Genomic DNA, 14,327 nt, shown 5'->3' with positions numbered 1-14,327 from the left:
TCTGACGAAGATGGGACCGCACCCCGATCTCCCCTCGACCCCAGGAGCGCGATGAGCCAGCAGGAAGACGCCGAGACGACCGGCGGGACCGGACCGGGGCATCGTGAGGTCTCGTTGTCCCGCACCGAGCTGGGGCGCTACGAGGCGCGCAACGCGCGTGGCGGCAGCATCGCTCTGGGCAGCGGCGAGGACGACGACTTCACGCCCGTCGAGCTGCTCCTCGCGGCCATCGCCGGGTGCAGCGCCGTCGACGTCGACCACATCACGAGCCGCCGGGCCGAGCCCGAGCACTTCGAGGTGGTCGCGAGCGGCACGAAGACCTCGACGCCGCAGGACGGCAACCACATGGTCGACCTCGACGTCACCTTCACCCTGCGCTTCCCCGCGGGCGAGGACGGCGACCGCGCCCGCGAGATGCTGCCGCGTGCCGTCGCCCAGTCGCGCGACCGGCTGTGCACGGTCTCCCGCACCGTCCAGCGCGGGACGCCGATCCGCATGCAGGAGCAGGCGCCGGAGACGGATGGCTGACCGCGCCGACGTCGTCGTCGTCGGCGGGGGCCAGGCCGGGCTGGCCACGAGCTACTGGCTGCGCCGGCACGGCGTCGACCACGTCGTGCTCGACGAGCAGGAGGAGCCCGGCGGCGCGTGGCGGCGCACGTGGCCCTCGCTGCGCCTCTTCTCCCCGTCGGGATACTCCTCGCTGCCCGGGTGGATGATGCCCGAGCACCCCGACGTCTTCCCGCCCGTCGACCACGTGCTCGCCTACCTCGCCGCCTACGAGGAGCGCTACGACGTGCCGGTCCGCCGAGGCGTCCACGTGAGCGACGTGCGGGCGGACGACGACGGCCTCGACGTCGTCACCGGCGAGGGGAGCGTGCGCGCCCGGTACGTCGTGAGCGCGACGGGGACGTGGCGGGCCCCCTTCGTCCCGCTCGTCGAGGGCGCCACCTGCTTCGAGGGCACGCAGGTGCACTCCGCCCACTACCGCGGGCCCGAGCCCTTCGTGGGGCAGCAGGTCGCCGTCGTCGGCGGCGGCAACTCCGGCGTGCAGATCACCGCCGACCTGCTCGGGCACGCCGCCCGGGTGCACCTCGCCTCCCTCGGTCGGCTGCGCTTCCTGCCCGACGACGTCGACGGGCGCTACCTCTTCGAGCGGGCGAGCGCCCGGATCACCGGTGACGCCCGCGACCTCGAGTCCGAGCTCGCGGGGACGATCGTCGCGATGCCCAGCGTGCGCGAGGCCCGGGCGAAGGGGGCGCTGCGCCTGCGGGCGATGTTCGACCGGATGGACGCGACCGGGGCGGTCATCGGGCGCGAGCACGTCGACCTCGACGCGGTCGTGTGGGCGACCGGCTTCCGCCCGGCGCTGCGGCACCTGCGCTCCCTGCGCCTGCGCACCCGCGACGGCATCCCCGTCGTCGACGGGGCCCGCTCGGTCACGGACCCGCGGGTGGCCTTCGTCGGCTACGGCGACTGGACCGGCCCGGCGTCGGCGACCCTCATCGGCGTGGGGCGGCCCGCCCGTGCCCTCGCGACGACGCTCGCGCAGGAGCTGGCCCGCGACTGATCCGGTGGCGCCCCGTGCGTCCTACCCTGGCCCCATGGCCACCTTCGTCGAAGTGCACCCGGACAACCCCCAGCCGCGCACGATCGGTCAGGTCGTCGCGCGCATCCGCGAGGGCGCCCTCGTCGCCTTCCCCACCGACTCCGGCTACGCGCTCGGCGGGCGGCTCGACGACCAGAGCATCAAGGACCGCATCCGCGACATCCGGCGGCTCGACGACAAGCACCACTACACGCTGCTGTGCCGCGACTTCGCCCAGCTCGGCCAGCTCGTCCACGTCGACAACCACGTCTTCCGCACCGTGCGGGCGACGACGCCCGGGCCGTACACCTTCATCCTCCCGGCGACGAAGGAGGTGCCCCGACGCCTGCTCCACGCGAAGAAGAAGACGGTCGGCGTGCGCATCCCCGACAACCCGGTCGTCCAGGCGCTGCTCGCCGAGCTCGGCGAGCCGATGCTCTCGAGCACCCTGCTCCTGCCCGGTCAGGAGGAGACCCCGGTCTTCGGGTGGGACGTCAAGGAGGAGCTCGACCACGCCGTCGACGTCGTCATCGACGCTGGCGAGGTGAGCACCGCCCCGACGACGGTCGTCGACTACAGCTCGGGCACCGCCGAGATCGCCCGTCAGGGCGCCGGTGACGCACACCCCTTCGTCGAGGGCTGACCGGGACGCCCCGTCGGGAAACAAGCTTCGACCTCGGGAAGGAAAGGTTCCTTCCCGAGGTCGAGCTTTCCCGCCCTGGGCGGGAAAATGAGTCAGGCGGCGGTGACGTCCTCACGGGCCTGGACGAAGGCGGAGACGCACGCCCGCACGTCGTCCTCGCTGTGCGCGGCGGAGAGCTGGACGCGGATGCGGGCCTGCCCCTTCGGCACGACGGGGTAGGAGAAGGCGATGACGTAGATGCCGAGCTCGAGCATGCGGTCGGCGACCAGGCCGGCCTGGCGGGCGCCGTCCTCGCCGGGGAACATCACCGGGACGATGGCGTGCTCGCCGGGCAGCAGCTCGAAACCGGCCTCGCCCATGAGCGCGCGGAAGAGCTCGGCGTTGCGTCGCAGCACCTGGCGCGGCTCGTCGGAGTCGCGCGCGATCTCCAGCGCCCGCAGCGAGCCGGCGACGACGGCCGGCGCGACGGCGTTCGAGAAGAGGTAGGGCCGGGCGCGCTGCTTGAGCAGGTCGACGACGCCCTGCCGGGCCGCGACGTAGCCGCCGCTGCCGCCGCCGAGCGCCTTGCCGAGCGTGCCGGTCATGATGTCGACGCGGTCCATGACGCCGCATGCCTCGTGCGAGCCACGGCCGCCCTCGCCGACGAAGCCGGTGGCGTGCGAGTCGTCGACCATGACGAGCGCGCCGAACTCGTCGGCGAGGTCGCAGATCTGCTCCAGCGGGGCGAGGTAGCCGTCCATGGAGAAGGCGCCGTCGGTGACGACGAGGACGCGGCGGGCCCCCTTCGCCTCCTCGAGCTGGGTGCGCAGGTCGGCCATGTCGCGGTTGGCGTAGCGGCGGCGCTGGGCCTTGCTCAGGCGCACGCCGTCGATGATCGACGCGTGGTTGAGCGCGTCGGAGATGATGACGTCCTCGGGCCCGAGGAGCACCTCGAAGATTCCGCCGTTCGCGTCGAAGCACGACGGGAAGAGGATCGCGTCCTGCGTGCCGACGAAGTCGGCGATCGCCCGCTCGAGCTCGCGGTGCCCAGTCTGGGTGCCGCAGATGAAGCGCACGCTCGCCATGCCGAAACCGGACTCGTCGAGCGCTCGGTGGGCGGCGGCGACGATCTCGGGGTGGTTGGCCAGGCCGAGGTAGTTGTTGGCGCAGAAGTTCAGCGCCTCGCCCCGCGAGGTCGCGATGTGCGCCGACTGGGCGGTCGTGATGAGCCGCTCGTGCTTGGTGAGCCCGGCGGCCTCGATCTCGGCGAGCTCGGCGGCCAGGTCGTCCTCGATGGTGTACATGCGATCAGCTCCAGTCCATGACGACCTTGCCGCACCGGCCCGATCGGGCGGTGTCGAAGGCCGTCTGCCAGTCGGTGGCGGGGTAGCGGTGGGTGATGACGGAGGTGACCGCATCACGAAGGGGGCGAGACGTCGAGAGCATCGCGCTCATGGCGTACCAGGTGTCGTACATCTCGCGGCCGTAGATGCCCTTGATGGTGATCATGTGGGTGATGACCTTGCCCCAGTCCACGGGGTAGGGCTCGCCGGGCAGACCGAGCATCGCGATCCGCCCGCCGTGGTTCATGTGGTCGATCATCGACGCGACGGCCGGGGGAGCGCCGCTCATCTCCAGCCCGACGTCGAAGCCCTCGCGCATCCCGAGGTCGCGCATCACCTGGCTGAGGTCGGTCTGGGCCGGGTTGACGCAGATGTCGGCGCCGGCGGCACGGGCGAGCTCAAGACGCTCGTCGGAGAGGTCGGTCACCGCGATGTAGCGGGCGCCGACGTGCCGGGCGATGGCCACCGACATCACGCCGATGGGCCCGGCGCCGGTGACGACGACGTCCTCGCCTGCGAGCGGGAAGGACAGGGTCGTGTGGGTCGCGTTGCCCAGCGGGTCGAAGACCGCGGCGAGGTCGGGGTCGAAGTCCTCGGGCTGGACCCAGACGTTGGTCGCCGGGATGACGACGTAGTCGGCGAAGGCGCCGTCGCGGTTGACGCCGACGCTCGAGGTGTTGATGCACAGGTGACGGCGGCCGGCCCGGCAGCTGCGGCAGCGGCCGCACACGACGTGGCCCTCGCCCGAGACGAGCGCCCCGACCTCGACGTCGGTGACGTCGGAGCCGACCTCGGCGACGACGCCGCTGAACTCGTGGCCGAGGACGAGGGGGGTCGTGACCGTCGAGGCGGCCCAGCGGTCCCAGTCGTGCAGGTGCAGGTCGGTGCCGCACAGACCGGCGCGCAGCACGCGGATCTTGACGTCGCGCGGCCCGGGCGTCGGCTCGGGCACGTCGACCAGCTCCAGACCTGGTCCGGGACGGGTCTTGACCAGCGCACGCATCGTCGATCTCCTGACGGGTCGGGGGAGGTCTCCGCGTCGAGACCGAGGTCACGGTAGCGCGGCCGGGGGAGATCTCCCCATCGTCGCCCTGACGGCCCCCGCGTAGGGTGCGGGCATGACGCAGGAGAGCAGGGGCGACGACGTCGAGCAGGGGCCGGTCACCGGTCCGGCGGGGGCCGGCACCACGACCGAGATCCCCGCGTCCGGGAGCACTCAGCCGGCACCGCAGCAGCAGGTGCCGGGTGCCGCGGCCGGCCCGTGGGCGCCGCACCCCTTCCCGCAGATGGCGCAGATGCCGCCCGACCACCCCCAGGCGGTGACGATCCTCGTGCTCGGCATCGTCGGCATCATGGGGGTGTGGGTCACCTCGCCGATCGCGTGGTACCTCGGCAACCAGGCCCTGCGCGAGATCGACGCGAGCCCGGGGCGCTACGGCCACCGCGACTTCGTCTCGATCGGGCGCATCCTCGGCATCGTCGGCACGGTGCTCCTCGGCGTCGGCGTCGCCGTCGTCGCGATCTTCGTCCTCTTCTACGTCGGGCTCTTCGCCGCGATGGTCGCCGGGTCCTGACCCGTCACGTCGAGGGGCGGCTGGCGTCGCCCGTCGCCGTCGTCGCCCGCAGGTACTCGGCGAAGCCGGGCATCGTGAAGCGGAGGCGGCCGTGCCCGGCCGGCTCGACGATGCCCTTGTCGATGAGCCGCTCGCGGGGCATGCCGAGCGACTGGGTCGAGCGGCCCATGCCCGCCGCGATCTCGGCGCGGGTCACGCTCGCGCTGCCCGCGTGCGCCATGACGGTCAGCAGGTGCTGCTCGAGCGGGGTGGCCGCACCCCACCGGGCGGCGAACATGGCGTCGAGCTGCGCCTCGACGAGGGGGAGCCCGGCGCGGACATCGGCGACCCCGAGCCGGTCGCCGGCCACCGGCGAGGCGCTCTGCCAGGTCGCGTGGGCGAGCACCTGGAGCAGGTAGGGGAAGCCCTGGGCGCGCTCGACGACCTCGGTGAGCGCCGGGCCGGTCCAGCCGACGCCGAGCTCCTCGGCGGGCTCGCCCACCGCCTGGGCCGCGGCCTCGGGCGCGAGCGGCGGCAGGGTGACGAAGGTGCTGCGCTCGGCGAAGGTCGCCGCCCGGGTGAGGACGGAGACGCTCGAGGGGAGCCCGGCGCAGACGAGGGCGAAGGGGGAGTCCTCCCGCCCGCCCGCGAGGTTCTGCATCGCGTTGAGCAGGACCGCGAGGTCGGTCCGGCTCGGGGCGTGGAGCTCGTCGACGAGCACGAGCAGGCCGGACCCGCCGCGCTCGCGCACCCGGGTCGCCGTGCCGTGGAGGAGATCCTCGAGAGCCGAGACCTGGGCGCCCGTCTCGGCGCCGCCCCCCTCGTCGGGGGCAGCCCGGGCGGAGACCTTGACCCCGGTCGGGACGCCGAGCTCGACGGCGATCTCGTCGAGGCGGAGGGAGCGGCGGTCCCCCTTCGCCACGACGTCCGCCGCCCGCAGGGCGTGGTCGACCCGGCTGACGAGGTCGGGCAGGAAGGGGGCGCCGTGGTGGCAGGAGACCCAGACGGTGAGGAAGCCGTGCTCGTCGGCGTCGCGCTGCGCCTCGCGCAGCAGGGAGGTCTTGCCGACGCCGCGCGGGCCGAGGAAGACGACGGGCGGGCCGCCGGTCTCGCCGTAGGCGCTCACCCGGCTGAGGACGCCGCGGATGCGGTGCTGCTGGTCCTCGCGCCCGGCGAGGACGCGGGGCAGCTCACCGGGCGTGTACGGGTTGCGCATCGTCGCGTCCTCTCGTGACACCTTGTTACACATCGGCCAGATGTCATCGACTGTAGGGGAGGTGTACGACACCCCTGCCGCTTTGCCCCGCTGAGAGCCCGCCTGGTTTAATGTGCAACCACGAGGGGAGTACTTCCCAGCGTGTCGCCGGTCATTCCGCGGGGTCCATGCCCCGCCCGGTGCACGGCCCGGCGTCGGGCGAAGGAGACCTCGCACCGCTCGACGATGCGAGGTCCTTGCTGTGTCTTCCCTGTCCTCGGCCGCCTCGGCCGCTCCCGGTATCGAGTCCATCGCGGACGCCACCTTGTGGTGGGTGACGATCGCCGGCGTCCTGGCGCTCGTCGCCCTCGACTTCCTGCTCACCCGGCGCCCGCACGAGGTCTCCATGAAGGAGGCCGTCGGCTGGTCGGCCTTCTACATCGCCCTGCCCCTCGCCTTCGGGCTGTGGGTGTGGAGCCAGCACGGCTCCCAGATCGGCGTCGAGTACTACACGGGCTACCTCGTGGAGAAGTCGCTCTCCGTCGACAACCTCTTCATCTTCATCCTCATCCTCACGAGCTTCGCCGTGCCGCGGGTGCTGCAGCAGCGCGTCCTGCTCATCGGCATCGTCGGGGCCCTCGTCATGCGTGGTGCCTTCATCGCGGTCGGCGCGGCGCTCATCGCGCGCTTCTCGTGGATGTTCCTCCTCTTCGGCGCGATCCTGCTCTTCACCGCGTGGACCGTCCTGCGCGACGCCCGCTCCGGCGAGCACAGCGTCGACGTCGACGAGCTGAAGATCGTGCGCCTCGCCCGTCGCCTCTACCCGGTGACCGACGACTACCGGGGCACGAAGATGATCGTCGGGGAGCGCGGTCGCAAGGCCCTGACCCCGCTCGCGCTCGTCGTCCTCGCGATCCTCGGCACCGACCTCATCTTCGCGATCGACTCCGTGCCCGCCGTGTACGGCATCACCGGTGACCCCTACCTCGTCTTCGTCACCAACGCCTTCGCCCTGCTCGGCCTGCGCGCCCTGTACTTCGTCCTCGAGGGGATGATCGGCAAGCTGCGCCACCTGGGCTACGGTCTCGCGGCGATCCTCGCCTTCATCTCGGTCAAGCTCATCCTCCACTGGGCGCACGGGGTGTGGGAGTCGGTCCCGACCATCCCGACCCTCGCCTCGCTCGGCGTCATCGTCGGGGCGCTGACGATCACGACGATCACCAGCCTCATGGCCAACCGCCGCGACGCCCGGGACGAGGAGCCGACGACGCAGGAGGCCGGCACCTCGCACTGACCACCTCTCCCACCCCGGTGCCGACCGAGCCGCCCGCACCGATGCCCGGCCCCGTCGCACCTGCTCGTGCGGCGGGGCCGGGCTAGCGTGGCGGGCATGGAGCAGCGCGCGAACTTCGTCACCCTGGCCGTCGCCGACGTCGGGCGGTCGCACGCCTTCTACGTCGACGGGCTCGGCTGGGAGCCGGTCCTCCACGAGCCGGGGGAGGTGCTCTTCCTGCCCCTCGCCCACGGCCTCGTCCTCTCGCTGTGGGACCGCGCGGGCTTCGTCGCCGAGGTCGGCGAGCCGGCCGAGGGGATCGGGCCGATCACCCTCGCGCACAACGTCACCGACGCCGACCAGGTCGACGCGGTGCTCGCCCTCGCGGCCGCGGCCGGCGCGCAGGTCACCGCGGGGCAGCGCCGGGAGTGGGGCGGGTACTCGGGCTACTTCGCCGACCCGGACGGCTACCGCTGGGAGGTCGCCCACAACCCGACGCCGCTCGGTGACTCTCTCGTCGAGGCGAGCCGGCGCTGGCTGGGCACCCGGCGGGCGGAGGCCGCCGGCACCGCTGGCACCACGGCCGGCGAGGGACCGGCCGTCCAGGACCACTACCCCGCCGACGCGGCCCACTGCTACGGCTGCGGGGCGCGCAACCCCTTCGGGCACCACCTGAAGACCCGGTGGGCCGACGGGTCGCGCACCGAGACGATCACCCGATTCACCCCTGGCCCCGAGCAGACGGCGATGCCGGGCTACGTCTACGGAGGGCTCGTCGCCTCGGTCCTCGACTGCTCGGGCACGGGGTCGGCCGCGCTCGCCGGGACGCACGCCGCCGGTCTCGACCTCGAGGGCGACGGGTCGCTGCGCTACGTCACCGGCACGCTCGAGGTGCGCTACCAGCGCCCCACCCCGATGGGCGTCGAGCTCGTCGTGCGCGGGCGGGTCGAGGAGGTCAAGGGCCGCAAGGTCACCGTCGCGCTGACGATGACCGCCGGTGAGGACGAGGTCGCGTCGGGGCGGGTCGTCGCCCTGCAGCTGCCCGACGAGATGAGGTCGTCGTGAGCCGCGACCGCGACGACGAGGGCCGCCCGCGCCAGTCCCGCCCGCGCGACGCCCTCGGACGTCCGCTGCCGTACGGCGCGACCGGGGTCGAGCCGGTGAGCGAGGACCCCCTGCCGCCGCTGGAGACGGTCGAGGAGGCCCGTCGGCTGCTGCGCGAGGGGCGCCCCTTCTCGGCGCACGAGGTGCTCGAGGCGAGGTGGAAGGCCGCCCCGTCGTCGGAGCGCGACCTCTGGCAGGGGCTGGCGCAGGTCTGCGTCGGCGTCACCCATCTCGCCCGGGGCAACGAGACCGGCGGGCGGCGGCTCGTCGAGCGTGGGGGCGAGCGGGTCGAGGCCTACCAGCACGCCGGCGGGCCCACCTACGGGCTGGACCTCGACGAGGTGCTCGCGTGGGCCCGGGGGCCGCACCCGGGCCCGCCGGTCGGCTAGTCGTCCCCGTGCGGCCGGGAGCGGGCGCGCTTGGTCGACGAGCGCTCCCGCTTGGCCGCCAGCCGGCGCTCCTGCGAGCCACGGGTGCGCCGGGTCGCCCGCCGTGGCGGCGGGGGAGGGGCGAGCGCCTCGCGCAGCAGGGCCGCGAGGCGGTCGCGTGCCGCCGACCTGTTCTGGCGCTGCGAGCGGTGCTCGGAGGCGTCGACCGTGAGCACCCCGTCGACGAGCCGGCCGGAGAGCCGGTCGAGCAGCCGGCGACGCTGCGACGCGGTCAGAGCCGTCGTCGTGGACACGTCGAAGGAGAGCTGCGTGCGCGAGTCGGTCGTGTTGACGCCCTGCCCTCCCGGTCCGGAGCTGCGCGAGAAGCGCTCTCGCAGCTCGCCGCCGGGGATGACGAGACCGCCGGGGATCCCAGGCCCCGGCGGCACCCGCAGGTCGGCGTCGCTCACGCCTGCATCATCCCCGACCCGTGCGGTGCCCCGCGTCCGCCGTCAGCTCTTGCGCCGCCGCGGCCTCGGGGTCGGGCGCACGACGAGGACCGGGCACGGCGCCGACGCCTGCACACGGGCCGCGGTGCTGCCGATGAGGATGCTCTCGCTCAGCCCGCGGTTGCCGTTGGCGAGCACGACGAGACCGACGTCACCGAGCTTGGCCGCCCGGATGATCTCCGTCGACGGGGTTCCGCTGCGCACGCTGCGCTTGACCGTCGTGCCCTCCCAGTCGTCGAACTCGGCGGCGACGACCTTGACCGCCGCCTCGGCCTCGGCGCGGAAGGACGCCTCGGCCATCGGCTTGGGCCGGCGCGCGTCGGGCGAGATCTCGTCGTGGAAGGACAGCGCCGCGAGGGGGCGGGTCACGGCGAGGACGGTGATCGTGTCGATCTTCGCGGGGTCGGCGAAGGTCTTGAGGTGGCGGGCGGCCCGCAGCGACTGCTTCGAGCCGTCGGTGGCGATGAGGACGTGCATCTCGGGGGCTCCTCGGTGAGGTGGGTGGCGGGATCGCGCGAGCACCAGCGCGGGGCGACCCGTCCTGCATGTCCCACGTCAGCGTAGCGGCGCCGACGGCCCGGGCGCTGGTCAGCCGCCGCCCTGCTCGCCCGGGCCGCCGGGGACGGGCGTGCGGTGCTCCGGCACGCCGCCCAGCCGGTCCAGCAGCGCGACGGCGTCGTGGGGCGCGTGCCCTCGCGCGTCGTTGTCGAGGTAGACGTGCACGTCGCCCCCCTGGTCGTGCCACTCGCGGCACAGCTCGGCCCAGCGGTCCAGCGAGCTCGGCGGGTACGCGCTCGTGTAGAGCTCGGTCTCGCCGTGCAGGCGCACGTAGTGCAGGTCGGTCGTCGAGTCCTCCATGCGCGGCCACCGGCCGGCGCTGTCGGCGACGACCATGGCGACGTCGTGGGCTCGCAGCAGGTCACGAGCCTCGTCGGTGTCGAAGCTCGGGTGCCGCGGCTCGAGGGCGTGCCGGACCCGCCGGCGCCCGTCCAGTCCGTCGGGCAGGTCGACGAGCGCGCGGCCCTCGCCGAGCTTGTCGTCGTGCCCGCGGGCCAGCTGCGCTGTCTCGTCGAGGGTGCGGGGGAGCATCGCGAGGAAGTCCCCGACACGGCCCGGGTCGAAGGTCGTCCGAGCGGGCAGCTGCCACAGCACCGGTCCGAGCTTGCGGCCGAGCGCGAGCACCCCGGACGCGAAGAAGTTCGCCAGCGGCGTCTCGACGTCGCGCAGCTTCTTCATGTGCGTGATGAAGCGCCCGCCCTTGACGGCGAAGACGAAGTCGTCGGGCGTCTCGTCGTGCCATGTCGCGTACGACGACGGGCGCTGCAGGGAGTAGAAGGAGCCGTTGATCTCCGCCGAGGTCATCCGCTGCGCGACGTACTCGAGCTCGCGGCGCTGGACGAGCCCCTGCGGGTAGAAGTCGCCCCGCCACGCGCGGTAGCGCCACCCGGACACCCCGACGTAGTACGTCATGGCTACGGCACCAGCGAGATCGTCCGGCCGCGCTCGACGACCCGCAGGTCGCCGGGCAGCGCGTCGCGGGCGAAGCGGGCGACGAAGTCCTCGCGCGGCGACCGGAATACCCGGTAGTCGTCGAAGTGCACCGGCACGGTGACCTTCGGGCGGATCGTCTGCACGAGACGGGCGCCCTGCTCGTCGTCCATCGTCACGAGCAGGCCGAGCACGCGGGTGCCCCCGAGGTGGACGACCATGGCGTCGACCGGGCCGCAGCGCTCCACGACCTCGCGCAGCGACTCGCGGTAGAGGGTGTCTCCGGTGACGTAGACCCGCAGGGGCTCGCCGCTGCCGGTGTCGAGGGTGAGCACCGAGCCCATGACCGTCGGCAGCAGCGCCTGCGCGAGACCCGGGGCGTGCCGTCCGGGCGTCGAGGTGATGCTCAGCCCGACCCCGTCACGCTCGAGCTCGTGGCTGCTCCACGTGCTCAGCCCGACCGCGTCGAACCCCCACCGGTCGAGGCGAGGCGCGGCCTGCGGCGTCGTGAGCAACGGCGGGTCCCGCGTCAGCTCGCGGCGGGCCACCCGGTCGAAGTGGTCGCCGTGCAGGTGCGACAGGACGATCGCGTCGAGCTCGGGCAGGCTGGCCGGGGTGCGGGTGGGCTCGGTGAGACGACGGCTGGCGAGCCCCTTGCCGAGGTAGGCCAGCTGCCCTCGGTGCAGGAAGTTCGGGTCGGTGAGGATCGTGAAGGGACCCAGCCGCAGCAGGCTCGTCGCGGTCCCGACGAACTCGAGCGTGGCGTCGGTCATGTCAGCTCCTCTCGGGTGTCTCCTCCTCGGCGGTGGTGCCGGGGCGAAGGGAGCGCAGCGCCTCGTCCTCGAGGCGGATGCGGTGGCGCAGGAGGACGGCGTTGAGGACGGTGAAGACGGTGGCGGTGACGCCCGCGGAGTGCGCGAGGGGGAGGGCCACCCCTTCGGTCGCGACGGCGACGTAGTTCGGGTGCGGGATGACGCGGTAGGGGCCGGAGGTCACCCGCTGCGCGCCCGGGATGACGACGATGCGCGTGCTCCACTGGCGCCCGAGGGTGCGGATGCACCACCAGCGCAGGCCCTGCGCCGCGACGACACCCGCGACCGCCGGCCAGCCGACGGCGGGGACGAAGGGGCGTCGGGCCCTCGACACCTCGAGGACGCACCCGGCGAGCAGCCCGGTGTGGAGGGCCACCATCGCCGGGTAGTGGCCGACGCCGGTCTCGACACCGCCCTGCTCGGCCGCCCAGCGGCGGTTGCGGCGGTCGACGACGAGCTCGACGAGGCGCTCGACCCCGACGGCGGCGACGAGCCCGTAGTAGGCGGTCGTGGACCTCATCGTGACACCTCCGCGTGCAGCAGGACCATCTCGAGGCAGAAGCCGGGGCCCATGGCGAGCAGCATCCCGTGGGTCCCCGGGACCGGGGGACGGTCGCGCAGGGTGTCGGCGAGCACGTGCAGGACCGACGCCGAGGAGAGGTTGCCGATGCGGTCGAGCGAGGACCACGTCATGCCGAGGGCCTCACGGGGCACCTCGAGCGCGTCCTGCATCGCCTCGAGGACCTTCGGCCCGCCCGGGTGGGCGACCCACCAGCCGATGTCCTCGCGGGTCAGCCCGTGGTCGGCGAGGAAGCCGTCGACGTCGCCGCGCAGGTTGGCCAGGACGAGTCCGGGCACCTCGGCGCCGAGGACGATCTTCAGCCCGGTCTGCCCGATGTCCCAGCCCATGGCGCGCTCCGTGCCGGCGTACATCCGGCTGCGCGACTCGACGACGACGACGTCGCTGCCCGGGCTCGTCGACGGCGAGGGCGCCTCGCGCTCGGCGCCGGTGAGGACGACCGCGGCCGCCCCGTCGCCGAAGAGGCCGCTCGCGACGACGTTGGCCATCGACGCGTCGTCGCGCTGCACGGTGAGGCTGCACAGCTCGACGGCCACGAGGACGGCGACGTCCTGCGGGTGCCCGAGGAGGTAGTCGTGCACGCGGGCGACACCCGCGGCCCCCGCGACGCAGCCGAGGCCGACGAGCGGCACCCGCTTGACGTCGGGGCGCAGCCCGATCCGCGCCGCGATCCGGGCCTCGAGCGAGGGCACGGCCAGCCCGGTGACGGTCGTCGACATGACGAGGTCGACGTCGGAGGGGGTGAGCCCGGCCTGAGAGAGCGCGTCGAGCATGGCGGCCGCGCCGAGCTCGACGGCGGCCTCGATGAAGGCGTCGTTGGCCGCCCCGAAGTCCTCGAGCGCGGCGTAGCGCTCGGCGGGGATCGCGAGGTGGCGCTGGCTCACGCCGGCGTTGGCGTGGGTGCGCCGCACGACCTCGGGGTGGATGTCCTGCTCGCCGAGGATGTCGAGGAACATCGTCGTGAGCTCGGTCTGGTCGTAGCGGTACGGCGGCAGGACGGCGCCGACCGAGCGGAGCCTGCTGGCGCGGTCGAGCGGGGGTGCGGTCATCTACGGGGATCCTTCCGGGGTCGGCCCCTGCCGAGCAGGGCGACGTCGACGCCCGCGATCGCGACGACCGCGGCGAGCGAGGAGCGGCCGCGGGTGCGGACCGCCGGGGGCACGAGGGCGAGCGTCGCCGCGAGGGGTGCGAGATCGGCCCCGCGAAGGGGGCGACGCCCGGCGAGCAGGACGAGCGTGGATCCGAGCAGGACGGCGCCGACGAGCTGTCGGGTGCGGCGCTCGCCGAGGCGGTGCGGCAGCCCGGCGACGCCGGTCGCCTCGTCGTCCTCGAGGTCGGGCAGGGCGTTGACGAGGTGGGCCCCGACGCCGAGCAGCGCCGCCCCGGCCGTCGTCGGCCACGGCGCGAGGGCGGGGGAGGGGGCCGCGAGGGTCGCGACGGAGGGCAACGAGCCGAAGGCGAGAGCGTACGGCGCGAAGGACCACCACGTGCTCTTGAGGCCGAGGTTGTAGGCGACCCCGCAGCCGACGAGCCCGAGATGGGTGAGCCCGGCCCGGCGCCCGCAGCTCATCGAGGCGACGACGCAGCTCACGGCGGCGAGGGTGGCCGCCGACCCCACGGCGACGGGGGAGACGTCCCCCTTCGCCAGCGGCTTGTCGGCCCGCGCGACGGCCCGGTCGCGCTGGACGTCGACGAGGTCGTTGGTCCAGCCGATGACGAGCTGACCGCACCCCACGGCGGTGACCACGCGGCTGCCGCGCGAGAGGGGGAGGGAGGCCGCGCGGGAGAGCAGGGCGCTCAGGGCCGTGACCGCCACGGCGGGGCCCGGGTGGGTCGTCAGGGCCAGGCCGCGTGCTGCCCGCAGGACGGGTCGTCGAGGGGTCTGCGGCACCACG

General features: G+C 73.7%; 17 protein-coding genes. 7 read left to right on the top strand and 10 right to left on the bottom strand.

Translation table 11 applies throughout. From position 1 onward, the window contains the following. The first annotated feature begins 51 nt into the window (after positions 1–51). Genes EEW87_RS04040 through EEW87_RS04030 form a run of 3 tightly spaced genes read left to right on the top strand, consistent with a single transcriptional unit; the run spans position 52 to position 2,228 of the window. Entirely contained in the window at positions 52–528 is a 477-nt protein-coding gene (locus EEW87_RS04040; RefSeq protein ID WP_123091794.1) for an OsmC family protein, read from the top strand. Then, complete coding sequence (locus EEW87_RS04035; protein ID WP_123091793.1) at positions 521–1,567, top strand: ArsO family NAD(P)H-dependent flavin-containing monooxygenase; 1,047 nt, start codon at positions 521–523, stop codon at positions 1,565–1,567. Before EEW87_RS04040 ends, EEW87_RS04035 begins: the two co-directional genes overlap by 8 nt. 34 nt (positions 1,568–1,601) lie before the next feature. After that, on the top strand, positions 1,602–2,228 hold the full coding sequence (locus EEW87_RS04030) for an L-threonylcarbamoyladenylate synthase (RefSeq protein WP_123091792.1): 627 nt from the start codon (positions 1,602–1,604) through the stop codon (positions 2,226–2,228). Positions 2,229–2,320: 92 nt separating this feature from the next. Here EEW87_RS04030 and EEW87_RS04025 read toward each other — a convergent pair whose 3' ends face one another. Then, positions 2,321–3,511, bottom strand: coding sequence for a glycine C-acetyltransferase (locus EEW87_RS04025; RefSeq protein WP_068275742.1), 1,191 nt, complete (start codon positions 3,509–3,511; stop codon positions 2,321–2,323). Positions 3,512–3,515: 4 nt separating this feature from the next. Further along, positions 3,516–4,553 (bottom strand): L-threonine 3-dehydrogenase, encoded by a 1,038-nt coding sequence (gene tdh, locus EEW87_RS04020; protein WP_123091791.1) that lies wholly within the window; start codon positions 4,551–4,553, stop codon positions 3,516–3,518. Positions 4,554–4,668: 115 nt separating this feature from the next. Between tdh and EEW87_RS04015 the strand changes: the two genes are divergently transcribed. Further along, on the top strand, positions 4,669–5,124 hold the full coding sequence (locus EEW87_RS04015; RefSeq protein WP_123091790.1) for a DUF4190 domain-containing protein: 456 nt from the start codon (positions 4,669–4,671) through the stop codon (positions 5,122–5,124). Between the two features lie 4 nt (positions 5,125–5,128). On the opposite strand, the gene EEW87_RS04010 is transcribed toward EEW87_RS04015, so the two are convergent. Then, positions 5,129–6,319 carry an ATP-binding protein gene (locus EEW87_RS04010; protein WP_163562371.1) on the bottom strand — a complete coding sequence of 397 codons (1,191 nt, stop codon included), beginning with the start codon at positions 6,317–6,319 and terminating at the stop codon, positions 5,129–5,131. A 241-nt stretch (positions 6,320–6,560) separates the two neighbouring features. On the opposite strand from EEW87_RS04010, the gene EEW87_RS04005 reads away from it, so the two are divergent. The 3 genes from EEW87_RS04005 (at position 6,561) to EEW87_RS03990 (ending at position 9,064) form a co-directional block, all read left to right on the top strand. After that, a complete protein-coding gene (locus tag EEW87_RS04005; protein ID WP_123091788.1) occupies positions 6,561–7,592 on the top strand; it encodes a TerC family protein in 1,032 nt (343 codons plus the stop codon). Positions 7,593–7,688: 96 nt separating this feature from the next. Continuing rightward, a complete protein-coding gene (locus EEW87_RS17205) occupies positions 7,689–8,636 on the top strand; it encodes a VOC family protein (protein ID WP_318825904.1) in 948 nt (315 codons plus the stop codon). After that, positions 8,633–9,064, top strand: coding sequence for a DUF309 domain-containing protein (locus EEW87_RS03990; RefSeq protein ID WP_123091787.1), 432 nt, complete (start codon positions 8,633–8,635; stop codon positions 9,062–9,064). The genes EEW87_RS17205 and EEW87_RS03990 overlap by 4 nt, the downstream gene beginning before the upstream one ends. Here EEW87_RS03990 and arfB read toward each other — a convergent pair. From arfB to EEW87_RS03955, 7 genes are all read right to left on the bottom strand, one after another. Beyond that, positions 9,061–9,513 (bottom strand): alternative ribosome rescue aminoacyl-tRNA hydrolase ArfB, encoded by a 453-nt coding sequence (arfB, locus tag EEW87_RS03985; protein ID WP_229298946.1) that lies wholly within the window; start codon positions 9,511–9,513, stop codon positions 9,061–9,063. The genes EEW87_RS03990 and arfB overlap by 4 nt on opposite strands. A 42-nt stretch (positions 9,514–9,555) precedes the next feature. Further along, entirely contained in the window at positions 9,556–10,029 is a 474-nt protein-coding gene (locus EEW87_RS03980; protein WP_123091786.1) for a universal stress protein, read from the bottom strand. Positions 10,030–10,140: 111 nt separating this feature from the next. Then, positions 10,141–11,022 (bottom strand): DUF72 domain-containing protein, encoded by an 882-nt coding sequence (locus tag EEW87_RS03975; RefSeq protein ID WP_123091785.1) that lies wholly within the window; start codon positions 11,020–11,022, stop codon positions 10,141–10,143. Between the two features lie 2 nt (positions 11,023–11,024). Next, positions 11,025–11,813: an MBL fold metallo-hydrolase gene (locus EEW87_RS03970; RefSeq protein WP_123091784.1), complete on the bottom strand. Its 789-nt coding sequence runs from the start codon at positions 11,811–11,813 to the stop codon at positions 11,025–11,027. A gap of 1 nt (position 11,814) precedes the next feature. Next, complete coding sequence (locus EEW87_RS03965; protein WP_123091783.1) at positions 11,815–12,372, bottom strand: isoprenylcysteine carboxyl methyltransferase family protein; 558 nt, start codon at positions 12,370–12,372, stop codon at positions 11,815–11,817. After that, on the bottom strand, positions 12,369–13,481 hold the full coding sequence (locus EEW87_RS03960) for a type III polyketide synthase (protein WP_123091782.1): 1,113 nt from the start codon (positions 13,479–13,481) through the stop codon (positions 12,369–12,371). The genes EEW87_RS03965 and EEW87_RS03960 overlap by 4 nt, the downstream gene beginning before the upstream one ends. Continuing rightward, positions 13,478–14,323 carry a UbiA family prenyltransferase gene (locus tag EEW87_RS03955; RefSeq protein ID WP_240341647.1) on the bottom strand — a complete coding sequence of 282 codons (846 nt, stop codon included), beginning with the start codon at positions 14,321–14,323 and terminating at the stop codon, positions 13,478–13,480. Before EEW87_RS03955 ends, EEW87_RS03960 begins: the two co-directional genes overlap by 4 nt. Positions 14,324–14,327 lie beyond the last annotated feature (4 nt).

The organism is Janibacter melonis (assembly GCF_003721155.3).
Lineage (GTDB): Bacteria > Actinomycetota > Actinomycetes > Actinomycetales > Dermatophilaceae > Marihabitans > Marihabitans melonis.
The sequence above is the reverse complement of the archived record's forward strand: the minus strand, read 5'-3'. Positions and strand labels throughout refer to the sequence as shown.

Coding starts and splice junctions, on each gene's coding strand:
- tdh (WP_123091791.1), bottom strand. CDS start 4,553: ATGCGTGCGCTGGTCAAGACCCGTCCCGGACCAGGTCTGGAGCTGGTC.
- EEW87_RS04010 (WP_163562371.1), bottom strand. CDS start 6,319: ATGCGCAACCCGTACACGCCCGGTGAGCTGCCCCGCGTCCTCGCCGGG.
- EEW87_RS03960 (WP_123091782.1), bottom strand. CDS start 13,481: ATGACCGCACCCCCGCTCGACCGCGCCAGCAGGCTCCGCTCGGTCGGC.
- EEW87_RS03980 (WP_123091786.1), bottom strand. CDS start 10,029: ATGCACGTCCTCATCGCCACCGACGGCTCGAAGCAGTCGCTGCGGGCC.
- EEW87_RS04025 (WP_068275742.1), bottom strand. CDS start 3,511: ATGTACACCATCGAGGACGACCTGGCCGCCGAGCTCGCCGAGATCGAG.
- EEW87_RS17205 (WP_318825904.1), top strand. CDS start 7,689: ATGGAGCAGCGCGCGAACTTCGTCACCCTGGCCGTCGCCGACGTCGGG.
- EEW87_RS03975 (WP_123091785.1), bottom strand. CDS start 11,022: ATGACGTACTACGTCGGGGTGTCCGGGTGGCGCTACCGCGCGTGGCGG.
- EEW87_RS04015 (WP_123091790.1), top strand. CDS start 4,669: ATGACGCAGGAGAGCAGGGGCGACGACGTCGAGCAGGGGCCGGTCACC.
- EEW87_RS04040 (WP_123091794.1), top strand. CDS start 52: ATGAGCCAGCAGGAAGACGCCGAGACGACCGGCGGGACCGGACCGGGG.
- EEW87_RS04035 (WP_123091793.1), top strand. CDS start 521: ATGGCTGACCGCGCCGACGTCGTCGTCGTCGGCGGGGGCCAGGCCGGG.
- EEW87_RS04030 (WP_123091792.1), top strand. CDS start 1,602: ATGGCCACCTTCGTCGAAGTGCACCCGGACAACCCCCAGCCGCGCACG.
- EEW87_RS03970 (WP_123091784.1), bottom strand. CDS start 11,813: ATGACCGACGCCACGCTCGAGTTCGTCGGGACCGCGACGAGCCTGCTG.
- EEW87_RS03965 (WP_123091783.1), bottom strand. CDS start 12,372: ATGAGGTCCACGACCGCCTACTACGGGCTCGTCGCCGCCGTCGGGGTC.